Origin of the sequence: Arthrobacter rhombi (genome assembly GCF_039526245.1) — a bacterium.
Taxonomy (GTDB): domain Bacteria; phylum Actinomycetota; class Actinomycetes; order Actinomycetales; family Micrococcaceae; genus Arthrobacter_H; species Arthrobacter_H rhombi.
In genome coordinates this window covers 56,246-72,951 of the sequence record NZ_BAAAIV010000005.1, presented here as the reverse complement: position 1 = coordinate 72,951, position 16,706 = coordinate 56,246, and the positions used below count along the sequence as shown (strand labels likewise).

Below are 16,706 nucleotides of genomic sequence, written 5' to 3'. Positions count from 1 at the left end.
CCAATGATACGCTCAGGCATCTCGCATCACAACGCATCACGGTTGAGTCATACCCACCTCACCGCGCCGCAGCTGCCTCGAGCCGTCGCCCCAGGGACAGCAACCTGCGGTCGTCGAAGCGCGGCCCCTGCAGCGTGATCCCCACGGGGAGTCCGCCGTCCGGGACTGGCCCCGGGAGCGTGAGCATGGGCACTCCCAGAATCGTGCCCTGCCCGGTGTTGCGCGTATAGAGGCCGAAGGTGGAGACCTGGTCACCGAGGTGTTCGACCGTCTCATCCTGGCCCAGCGGAGGGGCCGGCGCAGGAGTCCCCGGAAAGACGAGCCCGTCCAGGCCCTGCCCGGCGAGCAACCCGGCGTAGGCCGTGCGCGCCCGGGCCACCTCGCTTTGGGCCCGCGCATATTCCTCCGAAGTCACCGGGTGCACCAGTTCGGCCTCGAGGACGGCACGTACGTCGGGACTGGACACGGATTCGACCAGGCGTGCGAACGCGGCATCGGGGGCCATGCCGAAGGCGTTCGCGGCGACGTCGGCGAGCAGGCGGTGCGACTCCCACAGCACGATCGGCATCTCCGCGGCATGCGTCAGGTCCAGCACGCGACCGAGCTCCAGGTCCACTGTCTCAACGGCATCTCCCCACCGTTCCAGGGCAGCGGCGAAGGCGGCCTCAGTGGCCGGGTCCAGGTCCTCCACGAGTTCTGCTGGAATGCCGAGCCGTGGCCGGGAGGGGGCAGCGCCGTCGTCGTTCTGAGGTGCAATCACCGCGTCGAGACGTTCAATTTCCTCCACTGTGCGCGCGAACAGGCCGGGGGTGTCCCGCGTCCACGACAGGCCGACCAGACCGCCTCCGGGCCATCGGCCGGCACTGGGACGGAATCCGACCACACCACACAGGCTGGCCGGAATCGTCACCGATCCACCGGTGTCGGTACCCAGTGCGACCGGCACATCTCCGCGCGCCACGGCTGCTGCGCTGCCGCCCGAGGAGCCGCCGGCGGCGCGGGTGGGATCGACGGGGTTCCGGACCGGGCCGAAGGCCGCGTTGTTCGAGGTGATGCCGAAGGCCAGTTCGTGCATGTTGGTGATGCCCACGACGACGGCTCCGGCCTCCCGCAATGCGGCCACGACCGGGGCGTCCGCGTCCTCGGGACCGAGATCCAGGCCCTGGCAGCCTGCCGAGCGGCGGAACCCGCTTACCGCGATGTTGGACTTCACCGCGAGCGCGAACTGCCCGCCGGCCGGCCGCTGCCCCTCCACTTGCGAGGCGTCGGCCACCTGGGTCCAGACCCCGGGCTCCGGGTGGTCGATGGGGCCAATCTCCTGCATGGGGAACCTCCTGGCGGGGACTGCGGGTCGGGGTAGCCACCAGTATGGCACCGGCCCACCCGGGACCCTTCGTGGCACCCCTTGACGTGACCGGCTCCACACGGCATGATGGATCGTATACGATTTCGTACATCACAGGAGGAACCGTGGCGATGGAGCCGAACAACGCAGCCAGCACTACACCGGTCGACCAGTCGGTGCTGGACGCCGCCGGAAAGGTCCTGGCCGTCCACCTCAGCTACGCGTCCCGGGCCGCCCAGCGCGGCCGCACCCCGGAGCACCCGTCCTACTTCATGAAGGCCGCCTCCTCGCTCTCGGTCTCCGGCACCCCCGTCGAGCGCCCCGCCGAAACCCGCGCCCTGGCCTTCGAGGGCGAGGTCGCCCTGGTCATCGGCACCACCGCCCGCCGGGTCTCCCCCGAGGACGCCTGGCACCACGTCGGCTGGGTCACCGCCTCCAACGACCTGGGCGTCTACGACCTGAAGTACGCGGACAAGGGATCGAACATCCGCTCCAAGTCAGGCGACGGCTTCACCCCGATGGGCCCCGCCCTGCTGCCGGCCTCCGCAGTGGACCCCGCGGCCCTGCGCCTGCGCACCTGGGTCAACGGCGAACTCGTCCAGGACGACACCACCGCCGGGTTGATCTTCGACTTCGGGCGCATCGTCGCCGACCTGTCCCAGCTGATGACCCTGCAGCCCGGCGACGTCATCCTCACCGGCACCCCCGCGGGCTCCTCGGTCATCGTCCCCGGCGACACCGTCGAGGTCGAGGTCGACGACCCCGCCTCCGGCCTGACCACCGGTCGTCTGTCCACCCCCGTCACCCAGGGCACGACGGCGATGGCCTCCTTCGGGAACCAGCCCCGCCTGACCGACGCCGACCTGATCGACGCCTACGGCTCCGAGGAGGCGGCCTCCGCCGCCGGCGCCCTCTCCCCCACCTCGGCAGCCGATGCCGCCCAGCCGGGCACCGCCGTCGTGCTCACCGATGAACTGAAGGCCAAGCTGAACGCCGTGGCCACCGCGACGATTTCCGCCACGCTGCGCAAGCACGGGCTGAACAACGTCTCGATCGACGGGCTGCGGGGCACCAAGTCCGGCCGCAAGGTCATCGGCACCGCCCGCACGCTGCGCTTCGTGCCCAACCGCGAGGACCTCTTCACGTCCCACGGCGGCGGGTTCAACGCCCAGAAGCAGGCGATCGACTCGATCAACGAGGGCGAGATCCTGGTCATGGAGGCCCGCGGCGAGAAGGGCTCCGGCACCCTGGGCGACATCCTGGGCCTGCGCGCCCAGGTCCGCGGCGCAGCGGCCATCATCACCGACGGCGGAGTGCGCGACCTGACGGCGGTCTCCGCACTGGACATCCCCGCCTACTACAGCGGATCCCACCCCGCGGTGCTGGGCCGCAAGCATGTGCCGTGGGATACCGATATCACCGTCGCCTGCGGCGGGACCACCGTGCAACCGGGCGACATCATCGTCGCCGACGACGACGGCATCCTGGTCATCCCGCCGGTCATGGCCGCGCAGGTCGCCGACGAGGCGCTGGAGCAGGAGCGCATGGATGAATACGTCTTCGAGCAGGTCCGCCAGGGCCACGCCGTCGACGGGCTGTTCCCGATGAACGCCGGGTGGAAGGCCAAGTACGCCGAATGGCTCGCGGCCGGCCACTCGACGGTGGGCCAGTAGGCACCCGATGATGACCACCAGCAAATCCGAGCAGGCCTACACGCTGCTCAGCGACCGGATCGCCTCCGGGGCCCTGGTCCCGGGGTACCGGCTGGTGCTCGGGACCATTGCCGCCGAACTGGGCTGCAGCGTGGTTCCGGTGCGCGAGGCGATCCGCAAGCTCGAGGCCGAGGGGCTGGTGCTCTTCGAACGCAACGTCGGGGCCACCGTTGCCTCCGTCGACACCGAGCTGTATCTGCACACCATGCAGACGCTCTCGGTGATCGAGGGCGCCGCCACCGCGCTGGCCGCACCGCTGCTGACCGCCGAGGACCTGGGCCGGGCCCGGGTCATCAACGAATCGATGCGGCGCACGTTGAAGGATTTCGATCCGCGCCGCTTCACCGAGCTGAACAACCAGTTCCACACGGTGCTCTACGAGAACTGCCCGAACCCGCACATCCTGGACCTGGTCCACCGCGGCTGGGCGCGGCTGGCTGCCATGCGCACCTCCTCGTTCGACCACGTCCCGGGCCGGGCCCACCACTCGGTGGCCGAACATGACGGCCTGCTGGACCTCCTGGCCGCCGGCGCCCCGGCAGCGGAGATCGAACACGCCGCCCGGACCCACCGCACCAACACCCTGAACGCCTACCTGGCCGCCGCGGGACAACCGCCCTCGGCCATCTGAGACCCCCACTCCCGGAATCCCTGTTCCACCACGAAAGGACCACCATGAGCAAGCACTTCGTGCCGGAGAACCTGCCCACCCACCTGCAGCACTACATCGGAGGCCAGCTCGTCGACTCCATCGACGGCGACACCTTCGACGTGCTGGACCCGGTCACCAACCAGGCCTACCTCCAGGCTGCCTCCGGAAAGGTCGCCGACGTCGATGCAGCCGTGGCCGCCGCCAAGGACGCCTTCGAGAACGGCCCGTGGCCCTCCATGCTGCCGCGCGAACGCTCCCGCGTGCTGCACAAGATCGCCGACATCGTCGAGTCCCGCGGCCAGGAACTGGCCGAAATGGAGTGCTACGACACCGGCCTGCCCATCACGCAGGCGCTCGGCCAGGCCCGCCGCGCGGCGGAGAACTTCAGGTTTTTCGCCGACCTGATCGTTGCCCAACACGACGACGCCTTCAAGGTCCCGGGCCGCCAGGCCAACTACGTCAACCGCAAGCCGATCGGCGTCGCCGGGCTCATCACCCCCTGGAACACCCCGTTCATGCTCGAGTCCTGGAAGCTCGGGCCGGCGCTGGCCACCGGCAACACGGTGGTGCTCAAGCCCGCCGAATTCACCCCACTGTCCGCGTCGTTGTGGCCGGGCATCTTCGAGGAGGCCGGCCTGCCGGCTGGCGTGTTCAACATCGTGCACGGGTACGGCGAGGAAGGCTTCGCCGGCGACTCGCTGGTCAAGCACCCGGACGTGCCGCTGATCTCCTTCACCGGGGAATCGGGCACCGGCCAGCTGATCTTCGCCAACGCCGCACCGTACCTCAAGGGCCTGTCGATGGAACTGGGCGGCAAGTCCCCCGCCGTCGTCTTCGCCGATGCTGACCTGGATGCCGCCATCGACGCCACCATCTTCGGCGTCTTCTCCCTCAACGGCGAACGCTGCACCGCAGGCTCGCGCATCCTGGTTGAACGCGGCATCTACGACGAGTTCGTCGAGCGCTACGCCGCCCAGGCGAAGCGCGTGAAGGTCGGCCTGCCGCACGACAAGGAGACCGAGGTCGGTGCCCTGGTCCACCCGGAGCACTACGAGAAGGTCATGTCCTACGTGGAAATCGGCAAGTCCGAGGCCCGCCTGGTCGCCGGTGGCGGCCGTCCGGAGGAGTTCCCGGAAGGCAACTTCGTCCAGCCGACCGTCTTCGCCGACGTCGCCCCGGACGCGCGGATCTTCCAGGAGGAGATCTTCGGCCCCGTCGTCGCGATCACCCCCTTCGACTCCGACGAGGAGGCGCTCGCCCTGGCGAACAACACCAAGTACGGCCTGGCCGCCTACATCTGGACCAACGACCTGAAGCGGGCGCACAACTTCTCGCAGGACGTCCAGGCCGGCATGGTGTGGCTGAACTCCAACAACGTCCGCGACCTGCGCACCCCGTTCGGCGGCGTGAAGGCCTCGGGTCTGGGCCACGAGGGCGGCTACCGCTCCATCGACTTCTACACCGACCAGCAGGCAGTGCACATCAACCTCGGCGAGGTCCACAACCCCGTCTTCGGCAAGGCCTGAGCCCCCTCCCCCCCCTCGCACGCTAAGGAAACATCATGGACATCAAGACCACCACCACCTCGGTCCCCGCGCCGGACATCGTCCGCTGCGCCTACATGGAGATCGTGGTCACCGACCTGGCCCGCTCGCGGAAGTTCTACGTGGACCTGCTGGGCCTGCACGTGACCTACGAGGACGACGACGCCATCTACCTGCGCTCCTTCGAGGAGTTCATCCACCACAACCTGGTGCTGCGCAAGGGCCCCGTCGCCGCCGTCGCCGCGTTCTCCTACCGGGTCAGGTCCCCCGAGGAGGTCGACGCCGCCGAGGTGTACTTCAAGGAGCTCGGCTGCCGGACCGAACGCCGCACGGAAGGGTTCGTGCGCGGCATCGGCGACTCGGTCCGCGTGGAGGACCCGCTGGGCTTCCCGTATGAGTTCTTCTACGACGTCGAGCACGTCGAACGCCTGCACCAGCGCTACGACCTCTACGGTGCCGGCGAGCTCGTCCGGCTGGACCACTTCAACCAGGTCACCCCCGACGTGCCACGCGGCCGCGAATACCTCGAGGGCCTGGGCTTCCGCGTCTCGGAGGACATCCAGGACTCCGACGGCGTCACCTACGCCGCCTGGATGCACCGTAAGCAGACAGTGCACGACACCGCCCTGACCGGCGGCGACGGCCCCCGCATGCACCACGTCGCGTTCGCCACCCACGAGAAGCACAACATCATCCAGATCTGCGACAAGATGGGCGCCCTGCGCATCTCCGACAGGATCGAACGCGGCCCCGGCCGCCACGGCGTCTCCAACGCGTTCTACCTGTACATCCTGGATCCGGACGACCACCGCATCGAGATCTACACCCAGGACTACTACACCGGCGATCCGGACAACCCCGTGATCACCTGGGACGTCCACGACAACCAGCGCCGCGACTGGTGGGGCAACCCCGTGGTCCCGTCCTGGTACACCGAGGCCTCCCTGGTCCTGGACCTGGACGGCAACCCGCGCGACGTCGTGGTCCGCGAGGACAAGTCGGAGATGGCGGTCACGGTCGGCGCCGACGGCTTCTCCTACACCCGCGCCCCGGGCGACGCCGTCGAGGACGAGCCGGGCGAAGAGATCGGCTTCAAGATGGGCCACCAGCTCTAGTCCCCGGCACGATGCAGCATCCCGGTTCCCGGGTACGACGGCGGCGCCGCAGGTCATTGCCTGCGGCGCCGCCTGTCGTCTGGGACCGGTGGTCAGGCCTCTTCCGGAAGCCTGAAGACGACCTTGCCGACTGCCTGTCCCGAGCGGAGCCGCTCCGCGGCCTCCCGGGACTCCGCGACGTCCACCGTGCGGTCGATCATGGGCCGGATTTCGCCACGGGCAACGGCCGGGACCACTGCGGGCAGCAGACCGGCGATGATGCCAGCCATCTCCGTGTCGCGGGTGAACCCGAAAGACACGCCGTGGGCCGTGAGGTGCCGGTAGGAGAGGGCATCGAGGTCGATCGTCGACGCCGGGCCGGCGAGGCGGCCGATGTTCACGATGTGCCCGTCCTCCGCTGTCGCCGGCAGGCACTCGGCGAAAGCCTGACCCGCGAGGTGGTCGAGGACGACGTCGGCGCCCCTCCCCCCGGTCGCGGCGAGAGTTGCCTCCGCCAGGTCGTGCTCCCCGGTGATGATGACCGTGTCGACGCCGGCCGACGTGAGGAGATCCCGCTTGTCAGCGCTGCGGGTGGTACCGATGACCGTCGACGCACCGAGCGCCTTCGCCAGCTGCACGCCGATGAACCCGATGCTGGTCGAGGCACCCGTGATCAGCACGCTCTGCCCCGCGGCGAACCCGGCTGCGGTCAGCGCGCCGTGCTCGGTGAGGAGCCCGGTCGGCAAGGCACAGGCGGTGTCTGGTTCAAGCCCTTCGGGGCGGGGCAGTACGAAGCGGTGGTCCGCGACCACATACTCGGCAAAGGCGTGCGGGACCGACCCCATGACGGGGTCCCCGACCTGCCAGGTCCCGGTATCGACGCCCAACGCCGCGATTTCACCGGCGTACTCGAAGCCGGCGATGAACTCCTGCCCGTGACCGTCGTTCGTGGGGTCTGCTTCCGCAAGCATCGGGAGGTCTGCGTTGTTGGTCGCGGCGGCGCGGTTGCGGATCAGCACCTCTCCGGGGCCGGGGCGCGGCACTGGCACTTCCGCGAGCACCCACTCGGGCCCGCGTCCTGACACGAGGGCGCGCATCGTATCCGTCATGTGGTGATTCCTTCGTTCGTCGATCGAGGTTTTTGTCTGCAGCGCCAGCTGGTCGGAGGCGCTGATCCGTTCTCGTCAAGGACTATGCGTTGCTCGCCTTCTCGTTCAGCTTGCCGTACTCCTCATCGGTGACCGGTTCCAGCCACTCGTTTCGGGTGTCCGTGCCCGGAACCTCCACGGCAATATGGGCGAACCAGGAGCCCGCCTTGGCGCCATGCCAGTGCTTGGTCCCCGCCGGAACCTGGATCACCATGCCCGGCTCCAGGCTGACGGGCTCCTCGCCCTCGGCCTGGTACCAGCCGCTGCCGGCCGTCGCGAGCAGTATCTGGCCACCGCCCGATGAGGCGTGGTGAATGTGCCAGTTGTTCCGACACCCGGGCTCGAAGGTGACGTTCCCCAGGGCGACGCCTTCGGTGGTGAGCATGTTCAGGTAGCTCTGCCCGATGAAGTATTGGGCGTAGGCGGCGTTCTTTTCCCCGCGCGGGAAGATGCTGTCGAAGGTGTTTTCGCTCATGTCTGTTTCTCCTGGTCGTGAGTGGTGGATTCTGGGTTGCAGCCTTCAGGTGGCGGGGATCGGTTCATCGGACTGGCTGTCGCCCAACTCCCCAAGATCCCGGCGCACGGATTCGGGTTCATCGTCGACCGGCATATTTGCCTGGTCCCGTACCCCGTCGAGTGAACCGGGCACGTCCGGATCCAACGCCCCGAAAACCGGTTCGAGGTCGTCCTGGGCGGGTCCATGCTCGGCCACGAGTTCAAAGGTCAGGTGCTCGGCAGCGTCGGAGGCGAGGCTGTCGACCAATACGCGGGCGATCTGGTGACGGGCAATGACCCCGTCAGCGGGGCTCCCTGCGCGGCGCTCGTCTCCTTGCAGCAGCGTGATTTCCAGTTGGTCTGCGTCGTTGTAGTCGAACCAGCTGGGGCGCACGATCGTGTAGGCGTTTCCGCTGCCTCGGACGAGTCGCTCACCGCGGCGCTTCCAATCGTGCGTGCTGCCGGGAACCGTCACCCCGATGGAAGTCATCAGCGCGATGCGTACGGGCCGTCCGCCGAGGGCCTGGAGCACATTTCTGACGGCGCCGTAATCGACGGCTTCAGCCGCTGCCGCATCCCCATAGGAAGATCCTTGGGTGAAGACTACTGCATCGATGTCGGCGACGGCCTCGGCGAGGGTCTCGGGACGCGTCAACTCGCCGATGACGAGCTGGGCACCGGGATCCAGCCGACCGGCGCGCGATGGATTGCGCACCAGCGCCCGCGTCGCGTAGCCCTGACGTACCGATTCGGCGACGACGTGGCGGCCGACGCTCCCCGTGGCACCGACTACGAGTACGGTGAGCGGTTTCTGTGGACTCGTTTTCATGATGTTCCCCTTTTCGCAGGATGACTCGGGCCCGTGGGGGCCGAAGCTCCGTCTCTGATTGGCTGTGTGGTCCGTTGCCTGCACAGGGAGCGTCGGATCCGGATCACGCTGTCCCCCTGCCGCCGCGGGGCAAGTGCCCCCTCACATCGCCAAGACGGCGGCCTGCCGTCCCCCGCTGATGATGACGACGCCTTCACGAGTGGCTGTCAGGTAGGACCATCATTCGGCGTCGATCTGGCAGTCGCCGCCTCCGTCTTCCCCGCCCCGGATGCCGCGGCTTGCTGCTGCGTCGCGGCCCAACTGGCGAGCACTTTCAGTGCGTCCTCGGAGGGCGTGCCGGGCTCTGCCGTGTACACGTTCAGGCGCAAGCCCGGATCGGCCGGGAGTTCCATGGCCTCGAAGCTCAGTTCCAGATCCCCGACGATCGAGTGGTGGAGCCGTTTGCTGCCCGCGCGGTGGTATTTCACATCGTGTTTGGCCCACCGCGTCCTGAACTCCTCGCTCCGCGTTGAGAGTTCGCCGATCAGGTCCGTGAGGTCCTTGTCATACGGGTTCTTCCCGGCCGTGGACCGCAAGACGGCGACGATGTCATCGGCGGCACGCTCCCAGTCGGCAAAGAACACCTTCGCCTTTGGGTTCAGGAAGGTGAACCGCGCACTGTTCGGCGGTTTGACCTCTTCGGCCATCAAATCCAAATAGAGCGCGCGGCCCAATTCATTGGAGGCGAGCACATCGCCGCGGTCGTTGCGGGCCCAGGCCGGCGCGGTGGTGATCGCGTCAATGACCCGCTGGACACTCGGTCGTACTGTCTGTGGACTGCGCTTGCGACGCACACGCGGCGAAGCGGTGGCGGCGCGGGCCAGGTCGAACAGATGCGCCGTTTCGGCATCGTCGAGTTTCAGGGCGCGCCCGAGGGATTCCAGCACGCTATCCGAGGCTCCGGAGAGGTTGCCGCGTTCCAGGCGTATGTAGTATTCGATGCTCATCCCGGCGAGCATCGCCACTTCCTCGCGGCGCAGTCCGCTCACGCGCCGGTTTCCCCCGTAGGCGGGCAGTCCGGCCTCCTCCGGGGTGATCCTTGCACGGCGGGATGTCAGGAACTTCCGCACGTCATCACGGTGTGTCATGGCTTCCACGCTACTCGGCCACCTCGGAACGTGGGAGGCACTGTCAGTACCCGGAACGGCCGTGACTCCCGGCAGCCGTCGATGCGCGGTTCGATGGAAAACATGAAAACCGAACCCACCACTGCGTCGCACCCTGCCGCGATCCTGGCGATCATCCTCGCCAGTTACTTCATGATCCTCCTGGACAACTCGGTGATCTTCACCGCCCTGCCGAGCCTTCAGGCAGACCTCCACTTGGGCGCCGGCGGGCTGGCCTGGGTCCAGGATGCCTACACGCTGGTCTTCGGTGGCTTGTTGTTGCTCGGCGCCCGGGCCGGAGACCTGCTCGGACGCCGACGGGTCTTCGTTTTCGGTTTGGTCGTCTTCTCCCTCGCTTCACTGCTGATTGGGCTGGCGCCGACCGGCTGGTGGGCCATCGCCGGTCGTGCTATCCAGGGCATGGGCGCTGCGATCGTCGCGCCTGCCTCGCTGTCCTTGCTCACCGCGAGCTTCCCGGAAGGACGCGAGCGCACCCGGGCGGTGGCGCTCTACGGTGCGACGGCGGGGATCGGTGCCAGTCTGGGTCTGGTGATCGGCGGAGCCTTGGCCCATTGGATCTCCTGGCGGGCCGGATTCTTCGTCAACGTCCCCCTCGGGATCGCCATGATCGCACTCGCCCCGCGCTTCCTCCCCGCATCGGGACGTCTCCGTGGCCGCTTCGACCTGTTCGGTGCCCTGAGCGCAACGTTGGGTGTAGGCGGACTCGTCTTCGGCATCGTCCATGCCGCAGAGCACGGCTGGGTTTCCCCGATCACGACGACGACTCTCATTGCAGGAGCCGTCCTCGTCGTGGCGTTCGTGCTCATCGAGCGCCGGGCCACGCAGCCGATCATGCCCCTGCGTTTGTTCGCCAGCCGACGCCGATCCGGCGCCTATGTCGCCCGTTTCCTGTACCTGGGCGCGATGATTGCGTTCTTCTTCTTCACAACCCAATTCCTGCAGGAGGTGCTGGGCTTCAACCCCCTGCAGGCGGGCCTGGGCTTCCTGCCCATGACCGCAGTGAACTTCGCGGTCGCCATGGGCGTGCCACGTCTGTTGCGCAATATCCCGGAATCCCTTCCGCTCACGGCCGGCGTGCTGATCACGTTGGTCGGGATGTTCTGGCTCAGCCGGGTCGGGGTCGGAGCCGATTACCTGGGCTCGGTGGCCCTGCCGATGGTCCTCATCGGCGCCGGCCAGGGTCTCGCCTTCGCCCCGTTGACGTCCTTTGGAATCGTCGGAGCCCCGGCTGCCGACGCGGGTGCTGCATCTGGACTGGTCAACACCTTCCACCAGGTCGGGACCTGCCTCGGATTGGGCATCGCCGTCGCCGCCGCAACGACAGTCACCACCGACGGTCCGCCGGCAGTGCACCTCGCCGCGCAGGTCCGCGCCGCACTCACCACGGGCAGCGTCCTGCTTGTCCTGGCCCTGGCCGTGACGGCCATTCTCATCCTGCCCGCGGACCTGGCGGCACGGCGCGGCGGGACCTCCCGGGCCGCGGTGCCAGCCCCCGAGGCCGAACCCGCCCATTGACCACCAACACAGTAAGGAACCCCACCATGCGAGCAGCACTGATGTACGGCGCAGGAAACGTGCGCATCGAGACCGTCCCCCACCCCACCATCCAGGAACCGACCGACGCGATCGTTCGCATCGTCGCCGGTTGCATCTGCGGCAGCGACCTCTGGCCCTTTGCCTCGATGCCGGACTCGGCCGAAGGCTCCCGGATGGGCCATGAGTTCGTCGGCGTCATCGAAGAACTCGGTTCCGGCACCACGGGCCTGGCCGTCGGCGACTTCGTCATCGCACCCTTCGTCGCCTCCGATGGAACCTGCGACTTCTGCAGGGAAGGACTGCAGACCTCGTGCCGCCACGGAGCGCACTGGGGTGGCCCCAACGACGGCGGACAGGGTGAGTTCGCCCGGGTTCCGCAGGCATCGGGGACCCTCGTGGTGGTACCTGCAGGATTCGACGAGCAGCTGATCCCGTCATTGCTGAGCCTCTCCGACGTCATGTCCACCGGATACCACGCGGCCCAGAAGGCAGGAATCCGCCCCGGCCAGACGGTGGCCGTGATCGGCGACGGGGCCGTAGGCCTTTCCGCGGTCATCGCCGCGAACCTCATGGGCGCCTCGCGCATCATCCTCATGGGCCGGCACGCGCCACGCACCGATCTCGGTCGCGAATTCGGGGCCACCGACGTCGTGGCCGAGCGTGGTGAGGAGGGTATCGCCCGGGTCAAGGAACTCACCGACGGAGACGGAACACACGTCGTGCTAGAAGCCGTGGGCCTCAAACCGGCCCTCGAGATGGCCATCGGCGTCGTCCGTGACGGCGGGGTCATCAGCCGGGTCGGCGCACCGCAGTTCTCGGAAGTCCCGATCGGTTTCGGCGAGTTCATGCGCAACATCACACTCACCGGCGGTGTCGCCCCCGCCAGGGCCTACATCGAGGAACTGCTGCCCCTCGTTCTCGACGGCAGCATCGAACCGGGCAAGGTCTTCGACCGGACCGTCGAACTGGATGGCGTCCCCACTGGGTACCAGGCCATGGCCGACCGCGAGGCGCTCAAGGTCCTCGTCCGTCCCTGACTACCGGCGGCGCCGCAGGTCAGTTCCTGCTGCGCCGCCGCTGGTCTGCCAGGGCGACGAACAGCGTGATCAGCACGACGCCGGCAATCACCGCGAACCCTGTGGTGAAGGCCCCCTGCCAGTCGCTGGCCTGAAGGGTGGCGAAGAAGATCGCGGTCACCAGCGCCAGCCCCACCGCTGTACCGATGCGCTGGCCGGTCTGCAGCACGCCGCCGGCACTGCCGGAATAGCGCAGCGGCACATCGGTCAGCGTCAACGTCTGGTTCGGGGAGATGACCGCCCCCTGGGCCACGCCGATGAACAGCAGCGCCAACGCCAGCCACCAGATGGCGAAGCCGGTGTGGGCGTTCAGCTGGATGACCAGGATGCTCAACCCCAGGCCCACGAACGAGGCGACGATGCCGCCGATGACGATCTTGCGGCCGTAGTCCATGACGCGCTTACCGGCCCAGTTGGAGACCACCGCCGAGGTCAGCGCCGCCGGTAGCCCCATCAGCCCGGTGTCCAGGGCGGTCATGTGCAACCCGTTCTGCAGGTACAGCGCCACCAGCACCCAGACGCTGGTCACGCCGAGGAAATACAGGCCGGCAATCAGTGTCCCGTAGGTGAAGCTCCCGGTGCGGAAGAGATCCAGGTCGACCATGGGGCTGCGGCCGCGGGCCCGGTAGCGCTTCTCCCATGCGACCCACGCGGCCATGAGCAGCAGGCCGGCCGGCAGCAGCAGCCAGGTGAAAAGCGTCGGCTCCCCCTGCACGAACGGCAACAACAGGGCCAGCACCGCGACCCCGAGCAGGACGGCCCCGATCGGATCCAGGTCACGGTCACCTGGGCCACGGCGTCGCGCCCTGCCGGTGATCGCCACATCCGGTTCCACGACCAGTCCGGCCTCGACGGACGGCGGGGTTTCGGCCCCCTCATCCGGGTGGGACGCCGGGGATTCCGGCCGGCGGGTGAACAGCGGCCGGGGAAACCACAGCAATGCCAGGATGATGACGACCACGCCAACGGGCACGTTGACCAGGAAGGTCCACCGCCAGCCGGTCTCGGCACCGAATAGCTGGATGATCAGTCCACCGATCAACGGACCGATGGCCACCGAGACCCCGACAACGCTCCCTAGCGCACCGTACGCCCGGCCCCGTTCGCGTCCGCGGAAGTTGTGCTGGATCATCCCCACGACCTGCGGATTCAGCAATCCCGACCCCAGCCCCTGGATGAAGCGGGCAATGTTCAGGGTCAGCGGATCCGGGGCCAGCCCGGCGCCGACGGAGGAGAGCGTGAAGATGACGACGCCAGCCAGGAAGATCGGGGCACGGCCCACGATGTCCCCGGCACGCCCGGCGGCTACCAGCACCACGCCGAAGGTCAGCGCGTAGCCCGAGAGCACCCATTGGATGTCGGTGTCATCGGCGTGCAGCCCGGCTTGGATCGAGGGCAGCACCACATTGACGATGCTCACGCCCACCAGGGACATGAACATGGTGGTGAGCAGGACGGCCAGGATGCGCCAGCGTCCGGGGTCCGGTGCGTCGGCTGTTTCGGGGGTGGGAGCGGTGGATGTCACCTGCCCATTCAAACACTGCAGCCACCATTTAGTTGCCGTTGCTAACGAGTTTCACCTCCGTTCCGCGATGGCTTGCATACGATGGGGACTCCACGCGCATGCTGTATCCCCAGGAGGTAGTCGGTGCTTGATCCACTCGAAGGGCTCGATGCCCACGGCTTCATCACCACCGGTGTGCGCCGGGACCGGGTACCGCCGACATTCGAACCCCTCCTCGACCAGGCGTGTGCCGGGCTGTCGTCTGCCCTGCCCAGCGCAGTGGCGCCTGGCCAGGCACGTGCGGGACTCTACTTGTACGGGTCGGTGGCCACGGGACGGGCAGTAAGCGGCGTTTCGGATGTCGACCTGTTCACTATCGGGCTTCCCTCCGATGTGAGCACCGCGGTGGCACGTCAGCTGTCCTCGCGCCATGCCGGGCTCTGTCGAGCTGTGGAGATTGGTGCCGCGCAGCCCGAGGACTTCGTGGGGACCGGCGATGCCGCCTACGGGAACCGTGTCTTCCTGCGCCATTATTGCCTGCCACTCCTCGGGGCGGAGACTTCCGAAGACGTCGGGCCGTTCCGGGGAGACCTCGCGGCGGCGCGAGGCTTCAACGGCGATATCGGCAGCTGCCTCGAGCGCTGGAGGCAGCTGCTGGCCGAAGGCGCCACAGCATCCCTGGGGCGACGCATCGCGCGCAAGACGCTGCTGGCCGTTGCCGGCTTGGTCAGCGTGCACGATGCAACCTGGACGACTGACCGGATGACCAGCGCCAAACGGTGGAGCCTGATCCGTCCGGACTTGGCTCCACCACTGCTCCAATTAGCCGCCTGGGCCGAGGGGATCAGTCTTCCTGCGGCCAGTGACGTGCGCGCATGCCTCGAGGGCGACGGCGTGGTCCCGGCCGTCGTGGACGACTTCAGGCGGCGCATCGGGCTCTGGTCCTGACAATAGCCAGGGGCTGGCCACCCGTCTGATTCGCGTCCACACTGGTGGCATGGGACCTTCATTCGGGGCACCACGGCCCTTCACCGACCGGCACTACGCGGGGCAGGAACTGGCCACCCAGTTCGTCTCCTACCAGGGACGAGTGGACGTCGTCGTCCTGGGGCTGGCACGCGGCGGGGTGCCCATTGCCGCGGAGGTGGCACGGTCCATCGGTGCACCTTTCGATGCACTCATCGTCCGCAAACTCGGCGTCCCGGGCCAGGAGGAATTGGCCTTCGGCGCGCTGGCGGCGCACGGTCCACATCAGGCCGAAGTCAGGCTGGACAACGTCCTGTCCTCGGTTCCGCCGCAGGAGCGCACCCGCGAAGCCCTCGATGAGGTCAGGGACCGGGAACACGCTGAACTGATCCGGCGCCAGGGTTCCTACCTGCGCGGCCGCGGCATCGACCTGTCAGGACGCACGGTGGTCCTGTGCGATGACGGGCTGGCCACCGGCGCCTCGATGCGCGCGGCGATCGAGGTGGTGCGCCAGAGCCATCCGGAGCGGGTCATCGTCGCCGCCCCCGTCGGGCCGGCCGAGGTCTGCGCGGAGCTGGCGTCAGTCGCCGACGAGGTCATCTGCCCACGCCAACCCGCTGACTTCGGAGCGGTCGGGGCGTTCTACGCGGGGTACGAGCAGCTCACCGATGAGGACGTGCTGCGCCTGCTCGGCGGTTAGCCGCGCGGTCCGTCGCCATCGCGCTGGGCGTCCCCCTCGTTCCCGTCGTCGGAGCCCTCGGGCGCCTGCCCGGTGGCCTGTTCGGGGGCCGGGACCGTGGGGTGCTGCTCGGGGGCCACCCGGATGCCGTACTGCGGCCGGCCATCGGGCAGGTCGGAATAGGCTGCCCCGGTGCCCTGCTGCGCCGACGGACCGGTGGAGGCTTCGCCCGACGGGTCGGCTGCCGCGGGCTGGGAAGCCGGCCCCTGCTGGGAGCCGGGGGCCGGCGCCGAGGAGGTGCCGGCGTCGTGCCCGGGGTTGGCCGGACGGGTTCCCTGCTGGCCGGCACCGTGCTGCGGGCCCTGCTGGCGCGGGGGTGCCCAGGCGGGACTGACCTGCTGGGTGCCGCCCCGGCTCATGGGCAGCTTGGAGGCCAGGTCGCGGGCCGCGGCCGCGTGTTCGAAGGCGACGACGACGTCGTAATTGGTGGCCATGACCTGGCTGGAGGAGGAGAAGTCGCGCTTGCCCTTGCGGAACGAGTAGCTCACCACGCCGACGATCATCCAGATGGCCATGCCCAGGCCAACGGAGGAGAGGATCTGCGTCACTCCGCCGTTGGGGCCGAAGATGCTCAGGATCAGCCCGACGAAGATGCCGAACATGGCACCCTGTGCGGCGCCGGCCAGCGCGACCTTCGGATAGCTCAGCTTCGCGGTGACGCGTTCGACGGTCTTGAGGTCGTTGCCGATGATGCTCACTCCGGCGACGGGGAAGTCGTGGTCGGCCAGGTAGTCGACCACCTTCTGGGCATCCAGGTAGGAATCGTAACGGCCCAGGATCTCGCCACGGGGTAGCGCGAGGCGGGCGGAGGCGTTCGGGGTGGCGCCGGTTGGAGAGCTCATGATCCCATTCTGCCTTGTCGAGGCACCCCAGGTAGTGCATATCGCTGCGGGTGAACCG

15 protein-coding genes are annotated in these 16,706 nt (G+C 68.2%); 8 read left to right on the top strand and 7 right to left on the bottom strand.

All coding sequences use genetic code 11. From position 1 onward, the window contains the following. Nucleotides 1–58 precede the first annotated feature (58 nt). Nucleotides 59–1,324: an amidase family protein gene (locus ABD088_RS04895; RefSeq protein WP_343900478.1), complete on the bottom strand. Its 1,266-nt coding sequence runs from the start codon at nucleotides 1,322–1,324 to the stop codon at nucleotides 59–61. 152 nt (nucleotides 1,325–1,476) lie between these two features. Here ABD088_RS04895 and ABD088_RS04890 point away from each other — a divergent pair, with 152 nt between their 5' ends. The 4 genes from ABD088_RS04890 to hpaD are packed head-to-tail and all read left to right on the top strand — an operon-like array spanning nucleotide 1,477 to nucleotide 6,368. Further along, a complete protein-coding gene (locus ABD088_RS04890; protein ID WP_343900476.1) occupies nucleotides 1,477–3,018 on the top strand; it encodes a fumarylacetoacetate hydrolase family protein in 1,542 nt (513 codons plus the stop codon). A 10-nt stretch (nucleotides 3,019–3,028) separates the two neighbouring features. Further along, nucleotides 3,029–3,688: a GntR family transcriptional regulator gene (locus tag ABD088_RS04885; RefSeq protein WP_343900745.1), complete on the top strand. Its 660-nt coding sequence runs from the start codon at nucleotides 3,029–3,031 to the stop codon at nucleotides 3,686–3,688. A gap of 44 nt (nucleotides 3,689–3,732) precedes the next feature. Further along, nucleotides 3,733–5,235, top strand: coding sequence for a 5-carboxymethyl-2-hydroxymuconate semialdehyde dehydrogenase (gene hpaE, locus ABD088_RS04880; protein WP_343900475.1), 1,503 nt, complete (start codon nucleotides 3,733–3,735; stop codon nucleotides 5,233–5,235). A 35-nt stretch (nucleotides 5,236–5,270) separates the two neighbouring features. Beyond that, complete coding sequence (gene hpaD / locus ABD088_RS04875; RefSeq protein WP_343900474.1) at nucleotides 5,271–6,368, top strand: 3,4-dihydroxyphenylacetate 2,3-dioxygenase; 1,098 nt, start codon at nucleotides 5,271–5,273, stop codon at nucleotides 6,366–6,368. Nucleotides 6,369–6,460: 92 nt separating this feature from the next. Here hpaD and ABD088_RS04870 read toward each other — a convergent pair whose 3' ends face one another. The 4 genes from ABD088_RS04870 to ABD088_RS04855 all read right to left on the bottom strand — a co-directional run bounded on the left by ABD088_RS04870 (nucleotide 6,461) and on the right by ABD088_RS04855 (nucleotide 9,946). Continuing rightward, a complete protein-coding gene (locus ABD088_RS04870; protein ID WP_343900473.1) occupies nucleotides 6,461–7,456 on the bottom strand; it encodes a quinone oxidoreductase family protein in 996 nt (331 codons plus the stop codon). A gap of 82 nt (nucleotides 7,457–7,538) precedes the next feature. Beyond that, nucleotides 7,539–7,970 (bottom strand): cupin domain-containing protein, encoded by a 432-nt coding sequence (locus ABD088_RS04865; protein WP_343900472.1) that lies wholly within the window; start codon nucleotides 7,968–7,970, stop codon nucleotides 7,539–7,541. Nucleotides 7,971–8,015: 45 nt separating this feature from the next. Beyond that, a complete protein-coding gene (locus ABD088_RS04860) occupies nucleotides 8,016–8,819 on the bottom strand; it encodes an SDR family oxidoreductase (protein WP_343900470.1) in 804 nt (267 codons plus the stop codon). A gap of 206 nt (nucleotides 8,820–9,025) precedes the next feature. Beyond that, nucleotides 9,026–9,946: a helix-turn-helix transcriptional regulator gene (locus ABD088_RS04855; protein WP_343900469.1), complete on the bottom strand. Its 921-nt coding sequence runs from the start codon at nucleotides 9,944–9,946 to the stop codon at nucleotides 9,026–9,028. A gap of 102 nt (nucleotides 9,947–10,048) precedes the next feature. Here ABD088_RS04855 and ABD088_RS04850 point away from each other — a divergent pair, with 102 nt between their 5' ends. Then, on the top strand, nucleotides 10,049–11,500 hold the full coding sequence (locus tag ABD088_RS04850) for an MFS transporter (protein WP_343900468.1): 1,452 nt from the start codon (nucleotides 10,049–10,051) through the stop codon (nucleotides 11,498–11,500). A 26-nt stretch (nucleotides 11,501–11,526) separates the two neighbouring features. Continuing rightward, a complete protein-coding gene (locus ABD088_RS04845; RefSeq protein ID WP_343900466.1) occupies nucleotides 11,527–12,558 on the top strand; it encodes a zinc-binding dehydrogenase in 1,032 nt (343 codons plus the stop codon). A 19-nt stretch (nucleotides 12,559–12,577) separates the two neighbouring features. Here ABD088_RS04845 and ABD088_RS04840 read toward each other — a convergent pair whose 3' ends face one another. Beyond that, nucleotides 12,578–14,122 (bottom strand): MFS transporter, encoded by a 1,545-nt coding sequence (locus ABD088_RS04840; protein ID WP_372710665.1) that lies wholly within the window; start codon nucleotides 14,120–14,122, stop codon nucleotides 12,578–12,580. A 123-nt stretch (nucleotides 14,123–14,245) separates the two neighbouring features. On the opposite strand from ABD088_RS04840, the gene ABD088_RS04835 reads away from it, so the two are divergent. Beyond that, nucleotides 14,246–15,049 carry a hypothetical protein gene (locus ABD088_RS04835; protein ID WP_343900465.1) on the top strand — a complete coding sequence of 268 codons (804 nt, stop codon included), beginning with the start codon at nucleotides 14,246–14,248 and terminating at the stop codon, nucleotides 15,047–15,049. A 49-nt stretch (nucleotides 15,050–15,098) separates the two neighbouring features. Continuing rightward, a complete protein-coding gene (locus tag ABD088_RS04830) occupies nucleotides 15,099–15,767 on the top strand; it encodes a phosphoribosyltransferase (RefSeq protein WP_343900463.1) in 669 nt (222 codons plus the stop codon). Here the strand turns inward: ABD088_RS04830 and ABD088_RS04825 are convergent. Next, nucleotides 15,764–16,648 carry a general stress protein gene (locus tag ABD088_RS04825; RefSeq protein ID WP_343900462.1) on the bottom strand — a complete coding sequence of 295 codons (885 nt, stop codon included), beginning with the start codon at nucleotides 16,646–16,648 and terminating at the stop codon, nucleotides 15,764–15,766. The two genes, ABD088_RS04830 and ABD088_RS04825, sit on opposite strands and share 4 nt — an antisense overlap. Nucleotides 16,649–16,706 lie beyond the last annotated feature (58 nt).

Bases quoted from the DNA above. Each gene is read 5' to 3' on its own strand.
- ABD088_RS04895 (WP_343900478.1), bottom strand. From the start codon at position 1,324: ATGCAGGAGATTGGCCCCATCGACCACCCGGAGCCCGGGGTCTGGACC.
- ABD088_RS04890 (WP_343900476.1), top strand. From the start codon at position 1,477: ATGGAGCCGAACAACGCAGCCAGCACTACACCGGTCGACCAGTCGGTG.
- ABD088_RS04885 (WP_343900745.1), top strand. From the start codon at position 3,029: ATGACCACCAGCAAATCCGAGCAGGCCTACACGCTGCTCAGCGACCGG.
- hpaE (WP_343900475.1), top strand. From the start codon at position 3,733: ATGAGCAAGCACTTCGTGCCGGAGAACCTGCCCACCCACCTGCAGCAC.
- hpaD (WP_343900474.1), top strand. From the start codon at position 5,271: ATGGACATCAAGACCACCACCACCTCGGTCCCCGCGCCGGACATCGTC.
- ABD088_RS04870 (WP_343900473.1), bottom strand. From the start codon at position 7,456: ATGACGGATACGATGCGCGCCCTCGTGTCAGGACGCGGGCCCGAGTGG.
- ABD088_RS04865 (WP_343900472.1), bottom strand. From the start codon at position 7,970: ATGAGCGAAAACACCTTCGACAGCATCTTCCCGCGCGGGGAAAAGAAC.
- ABD088_RS04860 (WP_343900470.1), bottom strand. From the start codon at position 8,819: ATGAAAACGAGTCCACAGAAACCGCTCACCGTACTCGTAGTCGGTGCC.
- ABD088_RS04855 (WP_343900469.1), bottom strand. From the start codon at position 9,946: ATGACACACCGTGATGACGTGCGGAAGTTCCTGACATCCCGCCGTGCA.
- ABD088_RS04850 (WP_343900468.1), top strand. From the start codon at position 10,049: ATGAAAACCGAACCCACCACTGCGTCGCACCCTGCCGCGATCCTGGCG.
- ABD088_RS04845 (WP_343900466.1), top strand. From the start codon at position 11,527: ATGCGAGCAGCACTGATGTACGGCGCAGGAAACGTGCGCATCGAGACC.
- ABD088_RS04830 (WP_343900463.1), top strand. From the start codon at position 15,099: ATGGGACCTTCATTCGGGGCACCACGGCCCTTCACCGACCGGCACTAC.
- ABD088_RS04825 (WP_343900462.1), bottom strand. From the start codon at position 16,648: ATGAGCTCTCCAACCGGCGCCACCCCGAACGCCTCCGCCCGCCTCGCG.